The sequence below is a fragment of the Saccharopolyspora hirsuta genome (assembly GCF_008630535.1).
GTDB classification, from domain to species: domain Bacteria; phylum Actinomycetota; class Actinomycetes; order Mycobacteriales; family Pseudonocardiaceae; genus Saccharopolyspora; species Saccharopolyspora hirsuta.
In genome coordinates this window covers 456,709-476,163 of sequence record NZ_VWPH01000007.1, presented here as the reverse complement: position 1 = coordinate 476,163, position 19,455 = coordinate 456,709, and the positions used below count along the sequence as shown (strand labels likewise).

Sequence of the window (19,455 nt, the reverse complement as noted above, 5' to 3'; positions counted from 1 at the left end):
TGAAAACCGTACGTACGTACTGCGCTTTTTCGAATCAAAACCGGACGCCCGTACTGCCCAAGACCGTTGACATTTTGTTGAAGTTGCTGGTGAGCTTGTGTGATCCCGGTCGCTGACATTGATCTGGAGGCCTGGCACACTGTTCGAACCGCAGCGTCCGCCGAACCGCTGTCCGACCGGGGCAGCCGCGTTCGGTTCATTCACACCCGCTGGACCGGAAAAGCCCGGTGCAGCGGCGTTGTTCCGGGCGGCACCGCGCCGCCCGTCCGCCCGGCCCGGAACGTGCCCGGGCTGCAGGCATGGCTACAGGAGGGACGCCGTGACCACCGTGAACGACCGCACCGCGAACGGTGCCGATTTGACCAACGAAGAAATTTTCGCCGCGCACGAGGGCGGCAAGCTGGGCGTGGAGGTGACCGCGCCGCTGGCGACCGCGCGCGACCTCTCGATCGCCTACACCCCGGGCGTGGCGCAGGTCAGCCGGGCGATCGCCAGCGACCCGGCGCTGGCCGACCGCTACACCTGGACGCAGCGGTTGGTGGCCGTGGTCAGCGACGGCACCGCGGTGCTCGGGCTCGGCGACATCGGGCCGCGGGCGTCGCTGCCGGTCATGGAGGGCAAGTCCGCGCTGTTCAAGACCTTCGCCGGGCTGGACTCGATCCCGCTGGTGCTGGACACCACCGACGTCGACGAGATCGTGGAGACCCTGGTCCGGCTGCGCCCGTCGTTCGGCGCGATCAACCTCGAGGACATCTCCGCGCCGCGCTGCTTCGAGCTGGAGCGGCGGGTCTCCGAGGCGCTGGACATCCCGGTCATGCACGACGACCAGCACGGCACCGCGGTGGTGGCGCTGGCGGCGCTGCGCAACGCGGCCAAGGTGGTCGGCCGCGAGCTGAGCTCGCTGCGCGTGGTCATCTCCGGTGCCGGTGCGGCGGGGGTCGCCTGCGCGAAGATCCTGCACACCGCCGGCGTCGGTGAGATCACCGTGCTCGACTCGCGCGGCGTGATCCACTCCGGCCGCGAGGGGCTGACCCCGATCAAGCAGGAGCTGGCCGAGTTCACCAACGCCAGCGGGATCACCGGTGGTCCGGCCGAGGCGCTGCGCGGCGCCGACGTCGTCATCGGGGTGTCGGTCGGGCAGCTGCCCGAGGAGCTGGTGGCCACGATGGCCGACGACGCGATCGTGTTCGCGCTGTCCAACCCGGACCCGGAGATCCACCCCGACGTCGCCCGGCGGCACGCCGCGGTGGTGGCCACCGGCCGCAGCGACTTCCCGAACCAGATCAACAACGTGCTGGCCTTCCCCGGCATCTTCAAGGGCGCGCTGGACGTCGGCGCCCGCAAGATCACCGACGGGATGAAGGTCGCGGCCGCCGAGGCGATCGCGGCGGTCGCCGCCGACGACCTCAGCGCGGACTACATCGTGCCCAGCCCGCTGGACCCGCGGGTGGCGCCCGAGGTCAGCGCCGCGGTGGCCAAGGCGGCTCGCGCTGAAGGCGTCGCCAGGGCCTGATCGCACAGATGCGCACGACGGCCACCCGAGCGGCTGGGGCTGCTCCGGTGCGGCCGTGCCAGGCGGGGCCGGGGAGACTCTCCCCGGCCCCGTTTCATCGGAATTTCCGAGCATCGCGTCATCAAGTCGGGCGATGGCGGTCACCTCTCCAGGGAATCCGGTCCCGCTCGCGGCACCATGGCGTTACCGCCGGTGCGGGGACCGGTATTGTCGGCCGCACGACCCGTTGTGTTGCAGATCACTCGTTCGCGGGGTGCTGTGCAGAACGGGGCAGCGGTCGCGCGGCTGCGACGCAGGAGGGGTGCTGGTGACCGAGCGGAGCGAGAGGATCCGGACGAACTCCGGCGGCCTCGGCCTGGCCGGTGCCCGTTCGGAGGAGTTCGCCCTGCTGCCGCTGCCCGCCGCGCCCGCCCTGCTCAGCACCGAGGAGGGCATCGTCGTCCGGGCCACCGAGCAGGCGGCGAAGCTGGCGGGCGAGACCACGCCCGCGGCGCTGATCGGCTGCCGCCTGGCGGACCTGGTGGTCCGCGACGGCCCGGTCTCGCTGCTGCGCTCCAGGACCGGCCAGCACCCGGTCCGCCCGCTGAGCTGGCCGCACGCCGACGACGCGCGGCTGCGGGTCACCGTGCTGGTCGACGTCTCCGACCTGGCCGACGGCGGGCACGACGCGGCGGAAGCCGCCGACGGCGACGAGCGCCGGTGGCTGATCGAGGCGCAGCGGATCGCCAAGGTCGGCAGCTGGGTCTACTACCCGGAGACCGGGGAGCTCTACCGCAGCCCGGTGCTCGCCGAGTTCCTCGGCGATTCCGGCGCCCAGGAGGCCGTGGGCGTGCTGGCGATGATCGAGGCGACCCACCCCGACGACGTGGAGCGGGCCCGCCAGTTCTACCTCGACGTGCTCACCGCCCCGGAGGACGAGCTGCTCGAGGTGGAGCTGCGCGACCACGCGGGCAAGCGCGTCTACCTGTGCACCGGGCGGGCCGAGTACAACCGGGCCGGTCGGGTCGAGCGGGTGCAGGGCACCGTGCAGGACGTCACCGAGCACCGGGCGCTGGAGCGGCAGCTGCGCGACGAGCGGCGCAAGCTGCAGGACGCGCAGCGGATCGCCCGGCTCGGCACCTGGGAGTGGGACCTGCGGTCCAACGTCATGCGGCTGTCGAACATGCTGCACGAGATCATCGGCAAGCCCGCCAACGCGCCGATCACCTTCGACAGCTACCTGGACCGGGTGCACCCCGACGACCGCGGCTGGGTGCGGCGGGCCTGGCGGCCGCTGGTCGAGGAGCGCGACCCGATCGAGGTCGAGCACCGCTACCTGCGCATCGACGGCACCACCCGGATCCTGCGGCTGCACGGCACCGCGATCAAGGACGCCGACGGCCACGACGTGCTGGTCGGCACCGCCCAGGACGTCACCGAGCAGCGGGCCGTGGTGACCCGCATGGAGCGCTCCAGCCAGCGGTTCACCGACCTGGTCAGCATCACCCCGGTCGGCATCGGGCTGTTCGACCGGGCCGAGCGGCTGGTCGACGCCAACGACGCGCTGTGCGACCTGCTCGGCTACCAGCTCGACCAGCTGCGCGGGATGACCGCGAAGGACATCACCCACCCCGACGAGCAGCACACCAACCTGCCCACACCGGCGGAGAACTCCGGGATCCGCCGCCGGGTGCCGCAGCGGGTGCTGGTGCGCTCCGACGGCGAACCGGTGTACTGCGAGCTGCGCACCTCCGCGTCGGTGCAGGACGACGGCACCCACTTCTGGCTGGTGGTGTTCCAGGACATCACCGAGCGGCGGCGGGCCGCCGAGGCCCTGCGCTACCAGGCCACCCACGACGACCTGACCGGGCTGCCGAACCGCACCGCGGTCAAGGACCTGCTGCACCGGCTGCTGGGCCGCGCCGATTCGCACCGGGTCGCGGTGCTGTTCTGCGACATCGACAACTTCAAGCGGGTGAACGACTCGCTGGGCCACGACGCCGGCGACGAGCTGCTGGTGGCGCTGGCGCGCCGGCTGGAGGGCGGGCTGCCCGCCGGGTGCACGGCGGCCCGGCTGTCCGGCGACGAGTTCGTGATCATCTGCTCGGACATCGAGGCGGTCGGCGGGGTCGACTCGCTGGCCAACCGGGTCGCCGGGCTGCTGCGCACCGCGGTCCCGGTGCACGGCCAGCTGATCCGGGTCTCCGCGTCGATCGGCGCCGCGGTGCCCGACGGCAGCGCGTCCGGCGGCGAGGACCTGCTGCGCTTCGCCGACGCGGCGATGTTCGAGGCGAAGGGCCGCGGCACCGGCAAGGTCTCGCTGGCCAGCCCGGCGCTGATGGCCTCCGCAGACCGGCAGCTGCAGCTGGAGGGGCAGCTGCGGGAGGCGCTGAACAACGACGGGCTCGCCCTGCACTACCAGCCGGTGGTCGACGCCGACGGCGTGGTGGTCACCGCGGAGGCGCTGGTGCGCTGGCCGCACCCGGACCGCGGGATGCTCGCCCCGGACGCCTTCCTGCCCGTCGCCGAGCAGGGCGACCTGCTGCGCGAGCTGGACCGCTGGGTGCTGCGGACCGCGCTGCGGGAGGCGGCGACCTGGCCAGTGCGCGGCGGTCGGCCGGTGGGCGTGGCGGTGAACCTGGCCGGGCTGGTGCCGGGCGGGCCGGAGTTCGTCGACGCGGTCGCCGACATCGTCGCCGAGACCGGCATCTCCTGGGACCGGGTGATCCTGGAGCTGGTGGAGACCGCCCTGGTGGACCTGCCGTCGCGGACCCGGCACGAGATGGGCGAGCTGGTCTCGCGCGGCGTGCGGTTCGCGGTGGACGACTTCGGCACCGGCTACTCGTCGCTGGCGCGGCTCAAGGACCTGCCCGCGCAGATCATCAAGGTGGACCGCCGGTTCGTCGCCGGGGTCGGCGGCGACGCCTCGGACTTCGCGGTGGCGCGCGCGGTGGTGGACATGGCGCGCGCGATGGGGCGCCAGTGCGTGGCCGAGGGCGTGGAGACCGCGACCCAGTTCCACGTGCTCTCCGGCGTCGGCGTGGACGCCTACCAGGGCTGGCTGTTCTCCGGCGCCGTCCCGGCCCGCGAGTTCCGCGACCTCGTCGCCCGGGGTCCGATGCCGATCCCCGGCGCTTGATCCGGCCGGTTTCCTGTGTACCCTAGGATTGATCCTAGGGAGGTTAGGAAATGCCGCGCGCGAGGATCACCCCGGACGCCCTGGTGTCCGCCGCCGCCGACCTCGCCGACGAGATCGGCTTCGAGAACCTGACGCTGGCGGCGCTCGCGAAGCGCTTCGGCGTCCGCGACGCCAGCCTCTACACCCACATCCGGGGCCTCGCCGACCTGCAGGAACGCGTGGCGCTGCGGGCGCTCGCGGAATGGGCCGACGCCCTGGGCGAGGCCGTGGCGGGACGCTCCCGCTACGACGCCCTAGTCGCCTTCGCCGACACCTACCGGGCCCTGGCCACCGGGCACCCGGGCCGCTACGCGGCCACCCGGCACCCGGTCTCGTCCGAGGGGCTCGCCGAATCGGCGGGCGCCGCGCGCATCGTCGAGGTCTGCTACGCGCTGCTGCGCGGCTACGACCTCTCCGAACCCGACGCCACCGACGCGGTCCGCTTGCTGCGCAGCACCTTGCACGGCTTCAGCGACCTGGAAGCCACCAACGGCTTCACCGCCGACCACAGCCTCGACACCTCGTGGCGGCGGGCGATCGACACGCTCCACCACGTCCTGGACAACTGGTCCGAGATCTAGCACCTGACGGGAGAAACCCATCCGCACCGGAACGCTCACCCTCGACGGCGTCCCCATCGACTACCGCGACCGCGGCGACGGCCCGCCGCTGCTGCTCCTGCCCGGCGGCGCCGGGCACGCCGGGGTCCTCGACGGGCTCGCCGCGCACCTGGCCGACCGCTACCGCGTCGTCTCCGCGTCCAGCCGCGTGGTCTCGGCGTGGCCGAACACCGAGCACCGCGACCAGCACCCGGAGGTCTTCGCCGGGGACGTCCTCGGCTTGGTCGAGGCGCTCTTCGACGAGCCGCCGATCGTGTTCGCCTTCAGCTCCAGCGCCATCGCCACCCTCGACCTGCTGGCCCGCCACCCCGACCGGCTCCGGCTCGCGGTCGTCCACGAACCCCCGGTGCTCGGCCTGCTGCCGGACGCCGAACGCCACCGGGACGCGCTCGAAGCGGTCCGAACGGCTGCGCGCACCCGGGGGATGGAGGAAGCCGCTCGGCTCATGACCGAGGTCATGACGGCCGTGGAACCCGGCGCGGACTCCCCGGAGCTGCACCAACCCGGCGACTGGCTCGACGGCTACGCCGAGACCTCGCCCGAACCGCCCACCCCGGAACTGCTGGAGCTGCTGCCGCTGCTCGGCGAGCTCCAACCGCTGTTCCTGGAGCACATCCTGATCCCGTTCACCACCAGCGAGGTCGACCTGGCCGCGCTCGGTGCGGCGGGCCCGCGGCTGGTCCCCGTCGCGGGCATCGACTCCCGGGGCCAGCTCCCGTACCGGGCCGCCGCGGCCCTCGCCACCAAGCTCGGCCTGCCGCTGGCGGAGCTCCCCGGCGGCCACCTCGGGCCCACCGAACGGCCCGCGCAGTTCGCCGCCGCGCTCAGGGCGCTCCTCGAAGAGCGCTGATCCCCGGGGAGGAGCCAGTACGGCCGATCTGGCTCTTTCAACCGGTGCTGCGCCGATCCCAGGATCGGGGGGACATCGATCCGCGTCGCGCGGATCTCGTGAACCCCTCCGGGGGCAGGCGTTGAGGACATCTGTGACTGGAGCACCGCAAACCGAGCGCGGCCAGTTCGTGGCGAGGCGGATGACGGCCGGTGAGCAGCTCCGAGCGGAGAAGAAGGCCTGGCGGCTGGTCCAGCTGCTGGTGGGGCTCGTCGGCTACGGCACGGCGCTGACCTTCCTGGTCGGCTCGTCGTTGGGGGCGTCGAGCTGGAGCGTGCTCGCGGAAGGGCTTTCGCTGCGCACCGGCATGTCGTTCGGCTGGGCGACGAACCTGACCGCCGTGGTGGTCCTGCTCTGCTGGATCCCGCTGCGCGAGCTGCCCGGCCTGGGCACGTTCCTGAACGTGGTCCTGGTCGGCACCTCGGCCGACCTCGCCGCGCTGTTCGTGCCGCCGCCGACCTCGCTGGTGCAGCAGATCGGCTACCTCCTGCTGGGCCTGCTGATGCTGACCTTCTCCGACGCGGTCTACCTCGGCGCCAGGTTCGGCTCCGGACCGCGCGACGGCCTGATGACCGGCGCGGTCCGCCTCTCCGGCGGCAAGCCGATCTGGCTGGTGCGCACGGCGATCGAGCTGGTCGTGCTGACCGCGGGCTGGCTGCTCGGCGGCACGGTCGGCCTCGGCACGCTGCTGATCGCGCTGCTCATGGGCCCGCTGGTCCAGCAGTTCCTCCGCGTCACCACGGTCCGCCTCGCCGCCGACGGCTAGATGATTGATTCCAGCCTCGTTTTGCGTGGCGGTGCCGGTGGCGGAACCTCAGCGCCCGCCTGGCTGTGGGTGCCTTGACTTATGTATGACCGATACACGGCGTCAGGGCCGTCCTCGCCAGGCGAACGCTGTGAACCCGCGGCGGTGCGAGCTGCGAGGGTGGGTTAAGAGCTGCGCGCTTGCGGCAACCCAACGCTGTTGTTGCGTACGCCTCGCGGCTGCGTCCCGGAAAGAAGCCGACGGCTAGAGCCGGGCCAGGAGGTCGGCGATGCGGTGGCGGGGGAGGTCGATCAGGCGCAGGTCCAGGTCCGACGGGGTTGGGGCGAGCGCGACGACTCGGTCCTTGGCCGTGCGCTTGGTCAGCTCCGGGTCGACGTGGGCGATCAGGCCTTCGCGGCAGACGTTGCCGATCTTGCCGTGCGCGCGCTGCAGGAGGTAACCGGCCACCGAGTCCGGTTCCACCAGGTCGGCCACCACGAGGGCGTGCCGGGAGTTCGGCGTGCTGCGGTGGAAGCGCAGCCGGTACTTCGCCGCCACCAGGTCGGACAGCGCGTGCTGGGCGCGTTCGCTGGTGATGTCCGGGTGGTTGTTGTCCACCAGGAACGCCAGCCGGTCGGTGTTGCCCGCCAGCAGCATGCGCAGCAGCCACGGGCCCGGGTCCGACCGCAGGTCGTACACCGGGGGCTGCGGCTGGCGCTTGATCGGGCGCGACCAGCCGGGGTCGCGCAGCGAGCTGACCGGGGTGCCGAGGCGTTCGCCGATCGCCGCCAGGAACTCCGGTGGCGCGGTCGCCTCGATCGCCTCCACCGACTGCGGCCCGTGCGTGTAGATGCCGGGCGCCTGCCGCAGCGCGAGCTTTCGGGTGTGGGCCGTCGGCTGGCACACGTACAGGTCGCTGGCGCTGCCGATGGCCTGCGCGCCGAAGTACCGGTGGAACCGCGGCAGGATCGCCTCGAACACCATGCCCAGCCGCAGCAGCTCCTGCTGCACCTTGTGGCCCAGCGCCGGGGTCCGCGGGCTGTAGCCGTAGGCGACGAGCAGGCGGCTGTGCGGCCCGGCCAGGCATTCGGCGGCGCGGGTGGCGAACAGGCCGATGCCCTCCGGGGTGTAGGGCGGGTCGGTGAACACCAGGTCGGCCCAGCCCTCCAGCACCGGCGGCACCCCGAAGCGCAGGTCGGCGTGCAGGGTGCGGACGTCGAACCCGCGTTCGGCGGAGACGGTGTCGATGTGCTGCAGGATGCGCTCGTCGACGTCCACCACGGTCACCGACACCGACGGCGCCACCAGGCCCAGCGCCAGCGAGGTCAGGTCGTGGTCGCCCAAGCAGAGCACGTTGGCGCCGCGCAGGTCGTAGTTGTCGCGCAGCCACTCGGCGCGGCGCAGCGCGGTTTCCGGGGTGGCGGTGACGTGGTCGAGCGCGGCCGCGGGTTTCGGCCCGCCGTCGATGAACTCGCGCATCAGCGCCGCCTGCTCGGGCCCGGTCGGAGCCGCCGCGCCCAGCTCGTCCAGCGCGAAGCGCTCCCGGTAGCGGTCGCGGGCCTGCGGGGCCAGCCGGTGGGCGGTGCCGGTGGTTTCCAGGTCGGGACCGGCGGCGGCGAGCAGGTCCTCGACGGTGCGCCGGGTGACCGCGGTGCGGCGGATCAGCTCATCGAGCTCGACGGGTTCGCCGGTCAGCTGCGCGAGGACCTCGCGCAGGCGGCGCGCGAGCACACCGGCGTCGGCGAGCAGTCCCTGCACGGCGTCGATGGGATCGGGAGTGGGGTGCGGAGCAGTGTTCATCGGGTGAATCAGCTTACGGTGCTCGGTTCGGCGCCGCGCTCTCAGCAGGCGGAACGAGATCACACGTGTGCATCGGCGATCGCACGATGCGTCCGATCGAGCTAGGGTCGGCCGGGTTTAGGGGGACCGCGACTAGGGAGTGTTCCAGTGGTCGTTCTGCGTGGCGGTGCCGGTGGCGGAACCTCAGCGCCCGCCTGGACTGCGGGTGCCCTGACTTATGCATGCCAATACACCGCGTCAGGGCCGTCCTCGCCGGAAGGAACCCCAGCGGGGTGGGCACCGTGAACCCGCGGCGGTGCGAGTTGCGAACCAGCTCACCGAAAGCGAAAGCGGCTCACGCCGCTTGCCGAACAGACCGAACATGAGGGGGCTCGGTTGATCGAGTTCCAGGCCGTGCGCAAGGAGTACCAGAACGGCACCGTCGCCGTCCACGAGCTGAGCCTGTCGGTGCGGACAGGCACCATCACCGTGCTGGTGGGTCCTTCCGGGTGCGGGAAGACCACGTTGATGCGGATGGTGAACCGGATGATCGAGCCGTCCTCGGGCAAGGTGCTCGTCGGTGGCACCGACGTGCGCGAGCGCGACCCGGCGGAGCTGCGGCGCGGCATCGGCTACGTGATCCAGCAGGCGGGGCTGTTCCCGCACCGCACCGTCCTCGACAACATCGCCACCGTTCCGCTGCTGCACGGCCGCAGCAAGCAGGAGGCCCGCAAGCGCGCCGGGGATCTGCTGGAGCTGGTCGGGCTGCAGCCGGAGCTGGCCAAGCGCTACCCGGCGCAGCTCTCCGGCGGGCAGCAGCAGCGCGTCGGGGTGGCGCGGGCGCTGGCGGCGGACCCGCCGGTGCTGCTGATGGACGAACCGTTCAGCGCCGTCGACCCGGTGGTGCGGGAGGGCCTGCAGGACGAGCTGCTGCGGTTGCAGGACGAGCTGGACAAGACGGTCCTGTTCGTCACCCACGACATCGACGAGGCCATCAAGCTCGGCGAGAAGGTCGCGGTGCTGCGGCAGGGCGGCCACCTCGCCCAGTACGCCGAACCCGACGACCTGCTGGCCGAACCGGCCGACGACTTCGTGACCGCGTTCGTCGGCCGCGACCGCGGCTACCGGCGGCTGTCCTTCGTGGACTCCGACAGCCTGCGCCCGCAGCCGGTGGACACCGTCCAGCTCGGCACCCGGGTGGACCGGCAGCAGCAGTGGCGGCTGGCGCTGGACGACACGGGCAAGCCGCGCGGCTGGCTGCCGCCGGAGACCGAAGTGGACGGTCCGCTGACCGAGGACCGGCTCGTCGCGGGCGGCTCGCTGTACTCCCGGGGCGCCCCGCTGCGCGGCGCGCTGGACGCCGCCCTGTCCGCGCCGACCGGGCTCGGCGTGGTCGTCGACCCCGACGGCGGGTACGTCGGCGTGGTCACCGCCGAGCACGTGCTCGGCGTGATCGAGCAGCACCGCCGACCCGAGGGGCTGCCGTGATCGACTACTTCGGCAGCCCGAGCAATCGCGAGCTGGTGTTCGGCCAGCTCGCCGAGCACGTCTACCTGGCCCTGCTGCCGCTGCTGCTCGGTGTGCTGCTGGCGCTGCCGCTCGGGCGGCTGGCGCAGCGGGTGCGCTGGCTGCGCGGTGCGCTGCAGGGCACCGCGAACGTCGTCTACACGATCCCGTCGCTGGCGCTGTTCGTGATCATCCCCGGTCTGCTGGGCACCCCGCTGCTGTCCTCGATCAACGTGGTCATCGCGCTGACGCTCTACACCGCGGCGCTGCTGGTGGGCCCGGTCAAGGACGCGCTGGACTCGGTGCCCGCGCACGTCGTCGCCGCGGCCACCGCGCTGGGCTACCGGCCCGCCCGGCGGTTCTTCGGCGTCGAGCTGCCGCTGTCGGTGCCGGTGCTGGCCTCCGCGGTGCGGGTGGCCTCGGTCAGCAACATCAGCATGGTCAGCGTGGGCGCGCTGGTCGGCATCGGCGGGCTCGGTCGGTTGTTCACCGACGGGTTCCAGCGCGACTACCCGGTGCAGATCGTCATCGGCATCGTGCTGACCCTGCTGCTGGCGCTGGTGGTGGACCTGCTGCTGGTGGTGCTGTGGCGGCTGGCCACGCCGTGGGCGCGGGCGGGGGTGAGCGCGGCGTGATCGGCGAGCTGATCGCGTGGTTGACCGACCCGGCGCACTGGACCGGGCCGGGCGGCGTCCTGGCGCAGACCCTGCTGCACCTCTACTACTGCGTGGTGTCGGTGGCGGCGGCCTCGCTGGTGGCCGTCCCGCTGGGTGTCTACATCGGACACACCGGGCGGGGGTCGGTGCTCGTGGTCGGGGTCGGCAACGCGATGCGCGCGCTGCCCACCCTGGGCCTGGTGACGCTGCTGGTGCTGGGCTTCGGGCTCGGTGAGCTGCCCGCGCTGGCCGGGCTGGTGATCCTGGCCATCCCGTCGATCCTTTCCGGCGCCTACGCGGGCGTGCGCAACGCCCCGGCCGACGCGGTGGACGCGGCAAAGGGCATGGGCATGACCGCCGCGCAGCGGCTGTGGCAGGTGGAGCTGCCGACCGCGCTGCCGCTGGTGCTCGGCGGGGTGCGCAGCGCGATGCTGCAGGTGGTGGCCACCGCCGCCGTCGCCGCCTACGTCGGGCTCGGCGGGCTGGGGCGGATCCTGCTGGACGGGTTGAAGATCAGCGACTACGCGCAGATGGCTTCGGCCGCGATCGTGATTGCGGTCCTGGCGGTGCTGCTCGATCTGGTGTTGGCCGGTGCGACCCGGCTGCTGGTGCCGCGAGGTCTGCAGCTGGCCGCCCGACGAGGAGGTAAGGACTGATGAAGCGGTTGCTGGTGTGCGCGGCTGCGGCGGCGCTGCTGCTGACCGGCTGCGGATCGCAGGACCCGTTGGCGGCCAATGGAAACCAGGGCGGCACGCTGGTCGTCGGCTCGGCGGACTTCGCCGAGAGCGAGCTGCTGATGCACATCTACGCCGAGGCGTTGAAGACCACCGGCGCCGACGTGCAGACCAAACCCCGCATCGGCGCCCGCGAGTTCTACGTGAACGCGGTGCGCAACGGGGAGCTCTCGGTGGTGCCGGACTACACCGGGAACCTGCTGGAGTACCTGGACCCGAAGTCCTCGGTCACCGAGACCCAGCAGGTCTACGACCAGCTGAAGCGGACCGTGCCGGGGGAGATGGAGCTGCTGGAGCAGTCCCCGGCGGAGGACTCCGACGTGCTGACCGTTACCGCCGCCACCGCGGGCAGCGGGCTGCGCTCGATGGCCGACCTCGGGCCGCGCTGCGGTGAGCTGGTGCTGGGCGCCCCGGCGGAGTGGAAGTCCCGCTGGGAGGCCAAGATCGCCGAGGACTACGGCTGCACCTTCAAGGAGATCCGCCCCGTGGAGGCGGGCACCATCACGGTGAACGCGCTGGTCGACGGCCAGATCCAGGTGGCCAACCTGTTCACCACGTCCTCCCAGATCGCGGAGAAGAACCTGGTGAAGCTGGACGACCCGAAGAACATGTTCCCGGCCCAGAACGTGGTCCCCCTGGTGCACAAGGGAAAGCTGACCCCCCAGCAGGCGGAAGCCCTGAACAAGGTGTCCAGAGCCCTGACCACGGAGAAGCTGACGGACCTCAACCGCCGCCTGGAGGTCGACAAGGCCAACCCGGCAGACCTGGCGAAGGAGTTCATCACCAGCGCAGGGCTGTGACCCGAAGTCCCGAGGGGCGCTTCCGCACACCGGAGGCGCCCCTCAGACGTTCCCGCTGAGCTTGGCACCCACCACGAAACCCAGCCCAACCCCCGATCCCGCCCGTCCGAGGGCCCGTCCGAGAGGCCGTCCGAGGGGGACGTCCTGCGACGGCCGTCCGAGGGGTGGTGACGTCTGCAATTTCGATTGAAATTGCCTCACCTCGCCACTGCAGGTTCCGTCGAGAACGCTGGCAATTTCGATTGAAATTGCAACACCGCACAAAGCAACGCTTTGAACCCAAACCCAACCCCGCACCCAACGGCACCGCTCCTCGCCAACCCCACCCCGGTATCACCACCGATCCCCGAGCAAGCCCCCCATCGGCCGTGGTGCCGGTGCCGTCAGGTGGGGCGTCCGCTGATCCTGGTGGTCAGCTCGGCCGCCGTCCGGTGAACCTGACCCGCCAGGTCCGGCCAGGTGGCGCCGCACTCCTGGCCTTCGCAGGGGTGGCGGAAGGTCACGCTGATCGCTGCTATCGGGTGGCCGCCGTGGTCGAAGACCGGGCACGCCACCGAGGCGAAGCCCGCCGTGACGAAGCCGTCCTCGACCGCCCAGCCGCGGCGCTGCTCGGCGGCCAGCAGGCGGCGCAGCTCGGGGAGGTTGCGGGGGCCGCGGTCGGTGCGGCGGACGAAGCGCTCGCTGGAGGGCAGGACGGCTCGCACCTGCGCGGCGGGCAGGTGGGCGAGCATCGCTCGGCCGGAGGCGGTCAGCTGGGCGGGCAGGCGCACCCCGACGTCGGTCACCAGGGTCTGCGGCTGGGACGGGCGCTCCTTGATCAGGTAGAGCGATTCGCCGCCGTGCAGGACGCCCAGGTGCGCGGTGGAGCCGACCTCGTCGACCAGGCGGCGCAGCAGCGGCCCGGCCAGGCGTTCCAGCGGGTCGTGGCGGAGGTAGGCCGAGCCGAGCTCGAAGGTCGCCATGCCCAGGCCGTAGCGGCGCTCCTCGGGCAGGTGGGTGACGAATCCGGCCGCCACCAGCTCCGCGAGCAGGTGGTAGGTGGTGGAGCGCGGCAGGTCCAGGTCGCGGGCGATGACCCCGGCCGACACCGGCCCGGCCCGCCCGGCCAGCAGCCGCAGGATCGCCAGGCCCCGCCGCAGCGCGGGCACGTCGCTGCTGTCGCCCACAGCACCTCCCCGTCGGTCTGGAATACCAGACGCTCTCACCCTATCCGGGCTTCTGCGAATCGCGTCCGGGCGTTGGTATGGAGGGATGGGAGACGACGCGCTGAACCTCGGGCCGGAGCCGCTGGCCCGCGAGCAGGTGGTCGCGGTCGCCCGAGGCGGGACCCGGGTGGTGCTGACCCCGCTCGCCGAGCGGGGCATCGCCGCCACCCGCGAGCACGTCGACGCCCTGGCCGCCGAGTCCCGCCCGGTCTACGGGATCTCGACCGGGTTCGGGGCGCTGGCCGTGCGGCACATCCCGGGCGACCGCCGCGCCGCGCTGCAGCAGGCCTTCGTGCGCTCGCACGCGGCGGGCACCGGCCCGGCGGTGGAACCGGAGGTCGTTCGCGCGCAGATGCTGCTGCGCCTGCACACCATCGCCACCGGCCGCACCGGCGTCCGCCCGGCGACCGCGCACGCGCTGACCTCCCTGATCAACGCGGGCATCGTGCCGGTGGTGCACGAGTTCGGGTCGCTCGGCTGCTCCGGCGACCTCGCGCCGCTGGCCGCGGTCGCGCTGGCGCTCACCGGCGAGGGCGAGGTCTTCGACGCCGCAGGCGCCCGGCGCCCGGCCGCCGAGGTGCTGGCCGAGGCCGGTGTCGAGCCGGTGGTGCTGGCGGAGAAGGAAGGTCTGGCGCTGACCAACGGCACCGACGGCATGCTCGGCATGCTGGTGCTCGCGGTGCACGACATCGCCGCCCTGCTGGACGTGGCCGACGTGACCGCGGCGATGAGCGTGGAGGCGCTGCTGGGCACCGACCGGGTCTTCGCCGCCGACCTGCAGCGGCTGCGCCCGCACCCCGGCCAGGCGGTGTCGGCGGCGCGGATGGCCGCGCTGCTGGCCGGGTCGCCGATCGTCGCCAGCCACCGCGGCCCCGACTGCACGCGCGTGCAGGACGCGTACTCGCTGCGCTGCGCCCCGCAGGTGCACGGCGCGGCGCGCGACACCGTCAGCCACGCGGAGGTGGTCGCCGACCGGGAGCTGGCCGCGGCCATCGACAACCCGGTGGTGCTCGACGACGGTCGCGTGGAGTCCAACGGCAACTTCCACGGCGCCCCGCTGGCCTACGCGCTGGACTTCCTGGCCATCCCGCTGGCCGACGTGGCGAGCATGGCCGAGCGCCGCACCGACCGGATGCTCGACGTGGCGCGCTCGCACGGGCTGCCCGCGTTCCTGGCCGACGACCCGGGCGTGGACTCCGGGCACATGATCGCGCACTACACCCAGGCCGGGCTGGTCACCGAGCTCAAGCGGCTCGCGGCACCGGCCTCGGTGGATTCCATCCCGACCAGCGCGATGCAGGAGGACCACGTGTCGATGGGCTGGTCGGCGGCCCGCAAGCTCCGCCGCGGTATCGACGCGCTGACCAGCGTGCTCGCCGTCGAACTGCTCACCGCCGCCCGCGCCCTGGACCTGCGCGCACCGCTCGAGCCCGCCCCGGCCACGGCGGCGGTGCGGGACCTGCTGCGCACCCGCGTGCCCGGCCCGGGCCCCGACCGGCACGTCGCGCCGGAGATCGCCGCGGCCGAAGACCTGATCCGCTCCGGCGCGGTGCGATCCGCCGTCGCCGAGTACCTGTGAAACGGAGGGTGTCATGAGCCGACCTGTGCGTGCCCCGCGCGGCACGACACTGACCGCGCGCAGCTGGAGCACCGAGGCACCGCTGCGGATGCTGCAGAACAACCTCGATCCCGAGGTCGCCGAGCGGCCCGACGACCTGGTGGTCTACGGCGGCACCGGGAAGGCCGCGCGGAACTGGGCGTGCTTCGACGCGATCGTGCGGGAGCTGACCGACCTGCGCGAGGACGAGACGCTGCTGGTGCAGTCGGGCAAACCGGTCGGGGTGCTGCAGACCCACGAGTGGGCCCCGCGGGTGCTGATCGCCAACTCCAACCTGGTCGGCGACTGGGCGAACTGGGACGAGTTCCGCCGCCTCGACGCGCTCGGCCTGATGATGTACGGGCAGATGACCGCCGGGTCGTGGATCTACATCGGCACGCAGGGCATCCTGCAGGGCACCTACGAGACGTTCGGCGCCGTCGCCGCCAAGCGGTTCGGCGGATCGCTGGCGGGCACGTTGACCCTCACCGCCGGTCTCGGCGGGATGGGCGGCGCGCAGCCGCTGGCGGTGACCATGAACGGCGGTGTGGCGCTGGTCGTGGAGTGCGACCCGGAGCGGGCGCACCGCCGCGTCCGGCACCACTACCTCGACGAGGTGGCCGCGGACCTCGACGACGCGATCGCCAAGGCGGTGGCCGCCAAGGAGCAGCGGCGCGCGTACTCGGTGGCGGTGATCGGCAACGCGGCCGAGGTGCTGCCGGAGGTCCTGCGGCGCGGGGTGCCGGTGGACATCGTCACCGACCAGACCTCCGCGCACGACCCGCTGTCCTACCTGCCGCTGGGCGTCGCGCTGGAGGACTGGGCCGACTACGCGGCGGCCAAGCCCGAGGAGTTCACCGAGCGGGCCCGCGAGTCGATGGCCGAGCACGTGGCGGCGATGGTCGGGTTCCTCGACGCCGGTGCGGAGGTGTTCGACTACGGCAACTCGCTGCGCGGCGAGGCCCAGCTCGCCGGGTACGAGCGGGCGTTCGCCTACCCCGGGTTCGTGCCCGCCTACATCCGGCCGCTGTTCTGCGAGGGCAAGGGCCCGTTCCGGTGGGCGGCGCTGTCCGGGGACCCGGCCGACATCGCCGCGACCGACCGGGCGGTCCTGGAGCTGTTCGGCGAGGACGAGCACCTGGCCCGGTGGATCCGGATGGCCGGGGAGAAGGTGTCGTTCCAGGGGCTCCCGGCGCGGATCTGCTGGCTCGGCTACGGGGAGCGCGCGAAGGCCGGGGAGCGGTTCAACGAGATGGTGGCCTCCGGCGAGCTCAAGGCGCCGGTGGTGCTGGGCCGCGACCACCTGGACTGCGGGTCGGTGGCCTCGCCGTACCGGGAGACCGAGGCGATGGCCGACAGTTCGGACGCGGTGGCGGACTGGCCGCTGCTGAACGCGCTGGTCAACACGGCCTCCGGGGCGACGTGGGTGTCGCTGCACCACGGCGGCGGGGTCGGCATGGGGCGCTCGCTGCACGCCGGTCAGGTCACCGTCGCCGACGGCACGGAGCTGGCCGGGCGCAAGCTGGCGCGGGTGCTGACCAACGACCCGGGCATGGGGGTGATCCGCCACGTCGACGCGGGCTACCCCCGAGCGGAGCAGGTCGCGGCGGAGCGCGGTGTCCGGACGCCGCTGGTGTGACCGTCCGTGCGCACTTTCTGGTGCTGTAGCCCCGGAAAGTGCGCGCGGGATCCCGAGCAGGAAGGAGTCGAAGTGGTTTCACCTGGTGCGCTGTTGGCGGCGATCGACGGGGTGGGCGCGGACCGGCGGCGGGGCGGGTTCTCCCGGCACGTCTTCGACGACGCCGAGCGGCAGCTGCGCGAGTGGTTCGTGGAGCAGGCCGAGGCCCGCGGTCTTCAGGTCACCACCGACCGCAACGCCAACATCTGGGCGTGGTGGGGTGAGCCCGGCGACGACGCGGTCGTGACCGGCAGCCACCTCGACTCGGTGCCCGGTGGCGGCGCCTTCGACGGGCCGCTGGGCGTGGTCAGCGCGCTGAGCGCCGTGGACCTGCTGCAGGAGCGGGGTTTCCGCCCGCGGCGGCCGCTGGCCGTGGTGGTGTTCGCCGAGGAGGAGGGCGGCCGGTTCGGGGTGCCGTGCCTGGGTTCGCGGCTGCTGGCCGGGACCATCGACGCCGACCGGGCCCGCGCGCTGCGCGATCCGAGCGGCGTGACCTTCGCCGAGGCGATGAGCTCCTTCGGGGCGGACCCGTCCCGGGTGGGGCGGGACGAGGAAGCCCTGCGGCGCATCGGGCAGTTCGTCGAGCTGCACGTGGAGCAGGGGCGCGGGCTGATCGACCTGGACCGGCCGATCGCGGTGGCGTCCTCGATCCTGGCGCACGGCAGGTGGCGGTTCCGGTTCAGCGGCCAGGGCAACCACGCGGGCGCGACGCTGCTGTCCGACCGGCGGGATCCGATGCTGCCCGCCGCCGAGCTGGTGGTGGCGGCGCGCCGCGCCGCCGGGGCGGTGGCCGACGGCCGGGCCACGGTGGGCAGGCTGGTGCCGACGCCGGGCGGCACCAACGTCATCGCGTCCACTGTGGACGTCTGGTTGGACGCGCGGTCGCCGCAGGACGCCGGAACCCGGTCGATGGTGGCGGACCTGACCGCCGCGGCGCAGGAGTTCGCCGCGGCCGAGGGGTGCCAGGTGGACGTCGCGGAGGAGTCCTACGGCGACACCGTGCACTTCGACCCGGCGTTCCGCGACCGGCTCAGCGCGCTGCTGGACGACGCGCCCGCGCTGGCCACCGGGGCCGGGCACGACGCGGGCGTCCTCGCCGCCGAGGTGCCGACCGCGATGCTGTTCGTGCGCAACCCGACCGGCGTCAGCCACGCCCCGGAGGAGCACGCCGAGGACGACGACTGCACCGAGGGCGCGCACGCGCTCGCCCGCGTCCTGGAACACCTGGCGGGCTGAGCGATGGCGACGTTCTGGTGCGAGTGGGCCTGGCTGCCGCAGGGGCCGCGGCCGGGCGTGCGGTTCGAAGTCGAGCGGGGCCGGATCACCGCGGTGGCGGTCGACGTCCCGGCCGGGGACGCCGAGCAGCTGCCGGGCATGGTGCTGCCGGGGCTGGCCAACGCGCACTCGCACGCCTTCCACCGGGCGCTGCGGGGCTGGCAGACCGGCGACCGCGGCACCTTCTGGACCTGGCGCGAGCAGATGTACCAGGTGGCGGCGGCGCTGGAACCGGACAGCTACTACCGCCTCGCCCGCGGCGTGTACGCGGAGATGGCGCTGGCCGGGATCACCTGCGTCGGCGAGTTCCACTACCTGCACCACGCCGCGGGCGGAACCCGCTACGCCGACCCGAACGCGATGGGCGAGGCTTTGGTGCAGGCCGCGCGGGACGCGGGAATCCGGATCACGCTGCTGGACACCTGTTATCTGGCAGGCGGTTTCGGCCGCGAGCTGGAAGGCGTGCAGCTGCGGTTCTCCGACGGCGACGCGGCGGGCTGGGTGTCCAGAGTGGACCAGTTCACTGTGGATGGTGAGCGGGCTCGGCTCGGTGCCGCAGTGCACTCTGTCCGCGCGGTGCCGGGCGAGGCGATCCCGGAAGTCGTCGAGTGGGCGCGGCACAAGCCCTTGCACGTCCACCTCTCCGAGCAGCGCGCGGAGAACGAGGCCTGCCTCGCCGCGCACGGCTGCACCCCGACGCAGCTGCTGGACTCCCGCGGCGCGCTCGGCCCGGACGTCACCGCCGTCCACGCGACCCACCTGGCCGCGGGCGACGTGGCGCTGCTGGGCGGCAGCGGCACCGGGGTGTGCCTGTGCCCGACGACCGAGGCGGACCTGGCCGACGGCATCGGGCCCGCGCCGGAGCTGCGGGTCGCCGGGAGCCCGCTGTCGATCGGCAGCGACGGGCACTCGGTGATCGACCCGCTCGCCGAAGCCCAGGCGATCGAGTCCTACCAGCGGCTGGCCACCGAGACCCGCGGCCACTTCACCGCCGGGGAACTGCTCGACGTGGCGGCCGAAGCCGGTCACCGGTCCCTCGGCTGGACCGACGCCGGGCGGCTGGAGGTCGGGGCCCGCGCCGACTTCGTCGCGGTCGACCTCGGCTCGCCCCGCCTGGCCGGGGCCGCCCCCGATGCCGTCCCGGCCGTCGCGCGCGCAGGCGACGTGCGGGAGGTGGTCGTGGACGGCGAGCGGATCGTGCGCGACCGGGCGCACCGCGCGGTCGACGCCGCGCGGGAGCTCCGCGACGCGATCGCCGACCTGCGCAAACCCCGATGAACCGAACGTACTAGGAGCAAGGA

The 19,455-nt window shown here is 72.9% G+C and carries 15 protein-coding genes; 13 read left to right on the top strand and 2 right to left on the bottom strand.

Going from position 1 to position 19,455, the window contains the following annotated elements; all coding sequences use genetic code 11:
• The first annotated feature begins 319 nt into the window (after positions 1 to 319).
• The 5 genes from F1721_RS17965 (at position 320) to yczE (ending at position 6,945) form a co-directional block, all read left to right on the top strand.
• On the top strand, positions 320 to 1,513 hold the full coding sequence (locus tag F1721_RS17965) for an NAD(P)-dependent malic enzyme (protein ID WP_150067840.1): 1,194 nt from the start codon (positions 320 to 322) through the stop codon (positions 1,511 to 1,513).
• Positions 1,514 to 1,814: 301 nt separating this feature from the next.
• Entirely contained in the window at positions 1,815 to 4,631 is a 2,817-nt protein-coding gene (locus F1721_RS17960; protein WP_150067839.1) for a sensor domain-containing protein, read from the top strand.
• 50 nt (positions 4,632 to 4,681) lie between these two features.
• The gene (locus tag F1721_RS17955) at positions 4,682 to 5,251 is read left to right on the top strand and encodes a TetR/AcrR family transcriptional regulator (protein ID WP_150067838.1); all 570 of its coding nucleotides are present in this window, start codon (positions 4,682 to 4,684) and stop codon (positions 5,249 to 5,251) included.
• Positions 5,252 to 5,438: 187 nt separating this feature from the next.
• Complete coding sequence (locus tag F1721_RS17950) at positions 5,439 to 6,140, top strand: alpha/beta fold hydrolase (protein WP_246155094.1); 702 nt, start codon at positions 5,439 to 5,441, stop codon at positions 6,138 to 6,140.
• Positions 6,141 to 6,273: 133 nt separating this feature from the next.
• On the top strand, positions 6,274 to 6,945 hold the full coding sequence (gene yczE / locus F1721_RS17945; RefSeq protein ID WP_246155092.1) for a membrane protein YczE: 672 nt from the start codon (positions 6,274 to 6,276) through the stop codon (positions 6,943 to 6,945).
• Between the two features lie 243 nt (positions 6,946 to 7,188).
• Here the strand turns inward: yczE and F1721_RS17940 are convergent, their stop codons facing one another.
• Positions 7,189 to 8,724 carry a bis-aminopropyl spermidine synthase family protein gene (locus tag F1721_RS17940; protein ID WP_150067836.1) on the bottom strand — a complete coding sequence of 512 codons (1,536 nt, stop codon included), beginning with the start codon at positions 8,722 to 8,724 and terminating at the stop codon, positions 7,189 to 7,191.
• A 375-nt stretch (positions 8,725 to 9,099) separates the two neighbouring features.
• On the opposite strand from F1721_RS17940, the gene F1721_RS17935 reads away from it, so the two are divergent.
• From F1721_RS17935 to F1721_RS17920, 4 genes are read left to right on the top strand one after another with little or no spacing between them, the layout of a single operon-like run.
• A complete protein-coding gene (locus F1721_RS17935) occupies positions 9,100 to 10,191 on the top strand; it encodes an ABC transporter ATP-binding protein (RefSeq protein ID WP_150067835.1) in 1,092 nt (363 codons plus the stop codon).
• Entirely contained in the window at positions 10,188 to 10,844 is a 657-nt protein-coding gene (locus tag F1721_RS17930; RefSeq protein WP_150067834.1) for an ABC transporter permease, read from the top strand. Before F1721_RS17935 ends, F1721_RS17930 begins: the two co-directional genes overlap by 4 nt.
• Positions 10,841 to 11,521 carry an ABC transporter permease gene (locus tag F1721_RS17925; RefSeq protein WP_150067907.1) on the top strand — a complete coding sequence of 227 codons (681 nt, stop codon included), beginning with the start codon at positions 10,841 to 10,843 and terminating at the stop codon, positions 11,519 to 11,521. Before F1721_RS17930 ends, F1721_RS17925 begins: the two co-directional genes overlap by 4 nt.
• Positions 11,521 to 12,399, top strand: coding sequence for an ABC transporter substrate-binding protein (locus F1721_RS17920; protein ID WP_150067833.1), 879 nt, complete (start codon positions 11,521 to 11,523; stop codon positions 12,397 to 12,399). Before F1721_RS17925 ends, F1721_RS17920 begins: the two co-directional genes overlap by 1 nt.
• Before the next feature lie 383 nt (positions 12,400 to 12,782).
• Here F1721_RS17920 and F1721_RS17915 read toward each other — a convergent pair whose 3' ends face one another.
• Positions 12,783 to 13,565: an IclR family transcriptional regulator gene (locus tag F1721_RS17915; protein WP_150067832.1), complete on the bottom strand. Its 783-nt coding sequence runs from the start codon at positions 13,563 to 13,565 to the stop codon at positions 12,783 to 12,785.
• An 85-nt stretch (positions 13,566 to 13,650) separates the two neighbouring features.
• On the opposite strand from F1721_RS17915, the gene hutH reads away from it, so the two are divergent.
• From hutH to F1721_RS17895, 4 genes are all read left to right on the top strand, one after another.
• Positions 13,651 to 15,183 (top strand): histidine ammonia-lyase, encoded by a 1,533-nt coding sequence (gene hutH / locus F1721_RS17910; protein ID WP_150067831.1) that lies wholly within the window; start codon positions 13,651 to 13,653, stop codon positions 15,181 to 15,183.
• A 13-nt stretch (positions 15,184 to 15,196) separates the two neighbouring features.
• Positions 15,197 to 16,840, top strand: coding sequence for a urocanate hydratase (gene hutU / locus F1721_RS17905; RefSeq protein ID WP_150067830.1), 1,644 nt, complete (start codon positions 15,197 to 15,199; stop codon positions 16,838 to 16,840).
• A gap of 72 nt (positions 16,841 to 16,912) precedes the next feature.
• On the top strand, positions 16,913 to 18,115 hold the full coding sequence (locus F1721_RS17900; protein ID WP_150067829.1) for an allantoate amidohydrolase: 1,203 nt from the start codon (positions 16,913 to 16,915) through the stop codon (positions 18,113 to 18,115).
• A gap of 3 nt (positions 18,116 to 18,118) precedes the next feature.
• Positions 18,119 to 19,432 carry a formimidoylglutamate deiminase gene (locus F1721_RS17895; RefSeq protein WP_150067828.1) on the top strand — a complete coding sequence of 438 codons (1,314 nt, stop codon included), beginning with the start codon at positions 18,119 to 18,121 and terminating at the stop codon, positions 19,430 to 19,432.
• The last annotated feature ends 23 nt before the right edge of the window (positions 19,433 to 19,455 follow it).

What these genes read in the sequence shown, in the direction of transcription:
- F1721_RS17955 (WP_150067838.1), top strand. Translation starts at nt 4,682, where the DNA reads ATGCCGCGCGCGAGGATCACCCCGGACGCCCTGGTGTCCGCCGCCGCC.
- F1721_RS17940 (WP_150067836.1), bottom strand. Translation starts at nt 8,724, where the DNA reads ATGAACACTGCTCCGCACCCCACTCCCGATCCCATCGACGCCGTGCAG.
- F1721_RS17920 (WP_150067833.1), top strand. Translation starts at nt 11,521, where the DNA reads ATGAAGCGGTTGCTGGTGTGCGCGGCTGCGGCGGCGCTGCTGCTGACC.
- hutH (WP_150067831.1), top strand. Translation starts at nt 13,651, where the DNA reads ATGGGAGACGACGCGCTGAACCTCGGGCCGGAGCCGCTGGCCCGCGAG.
- hutU (WP_150067830.1), top strand. Translation starts at nt 15,197, where the DNA reads ATGAGCCGACCTGTGCGTGCCCCGCGCGGCACGACACTGACCGCGCGC.
- F1721_RS17895 (WP_150067828.1), top strand. Translation starts at nt 18,119, where the DNA reads ATGGCGACGTTCTGGTGCGAGTGGGCCTGGCTGCCGCAGGGGCCGCGG.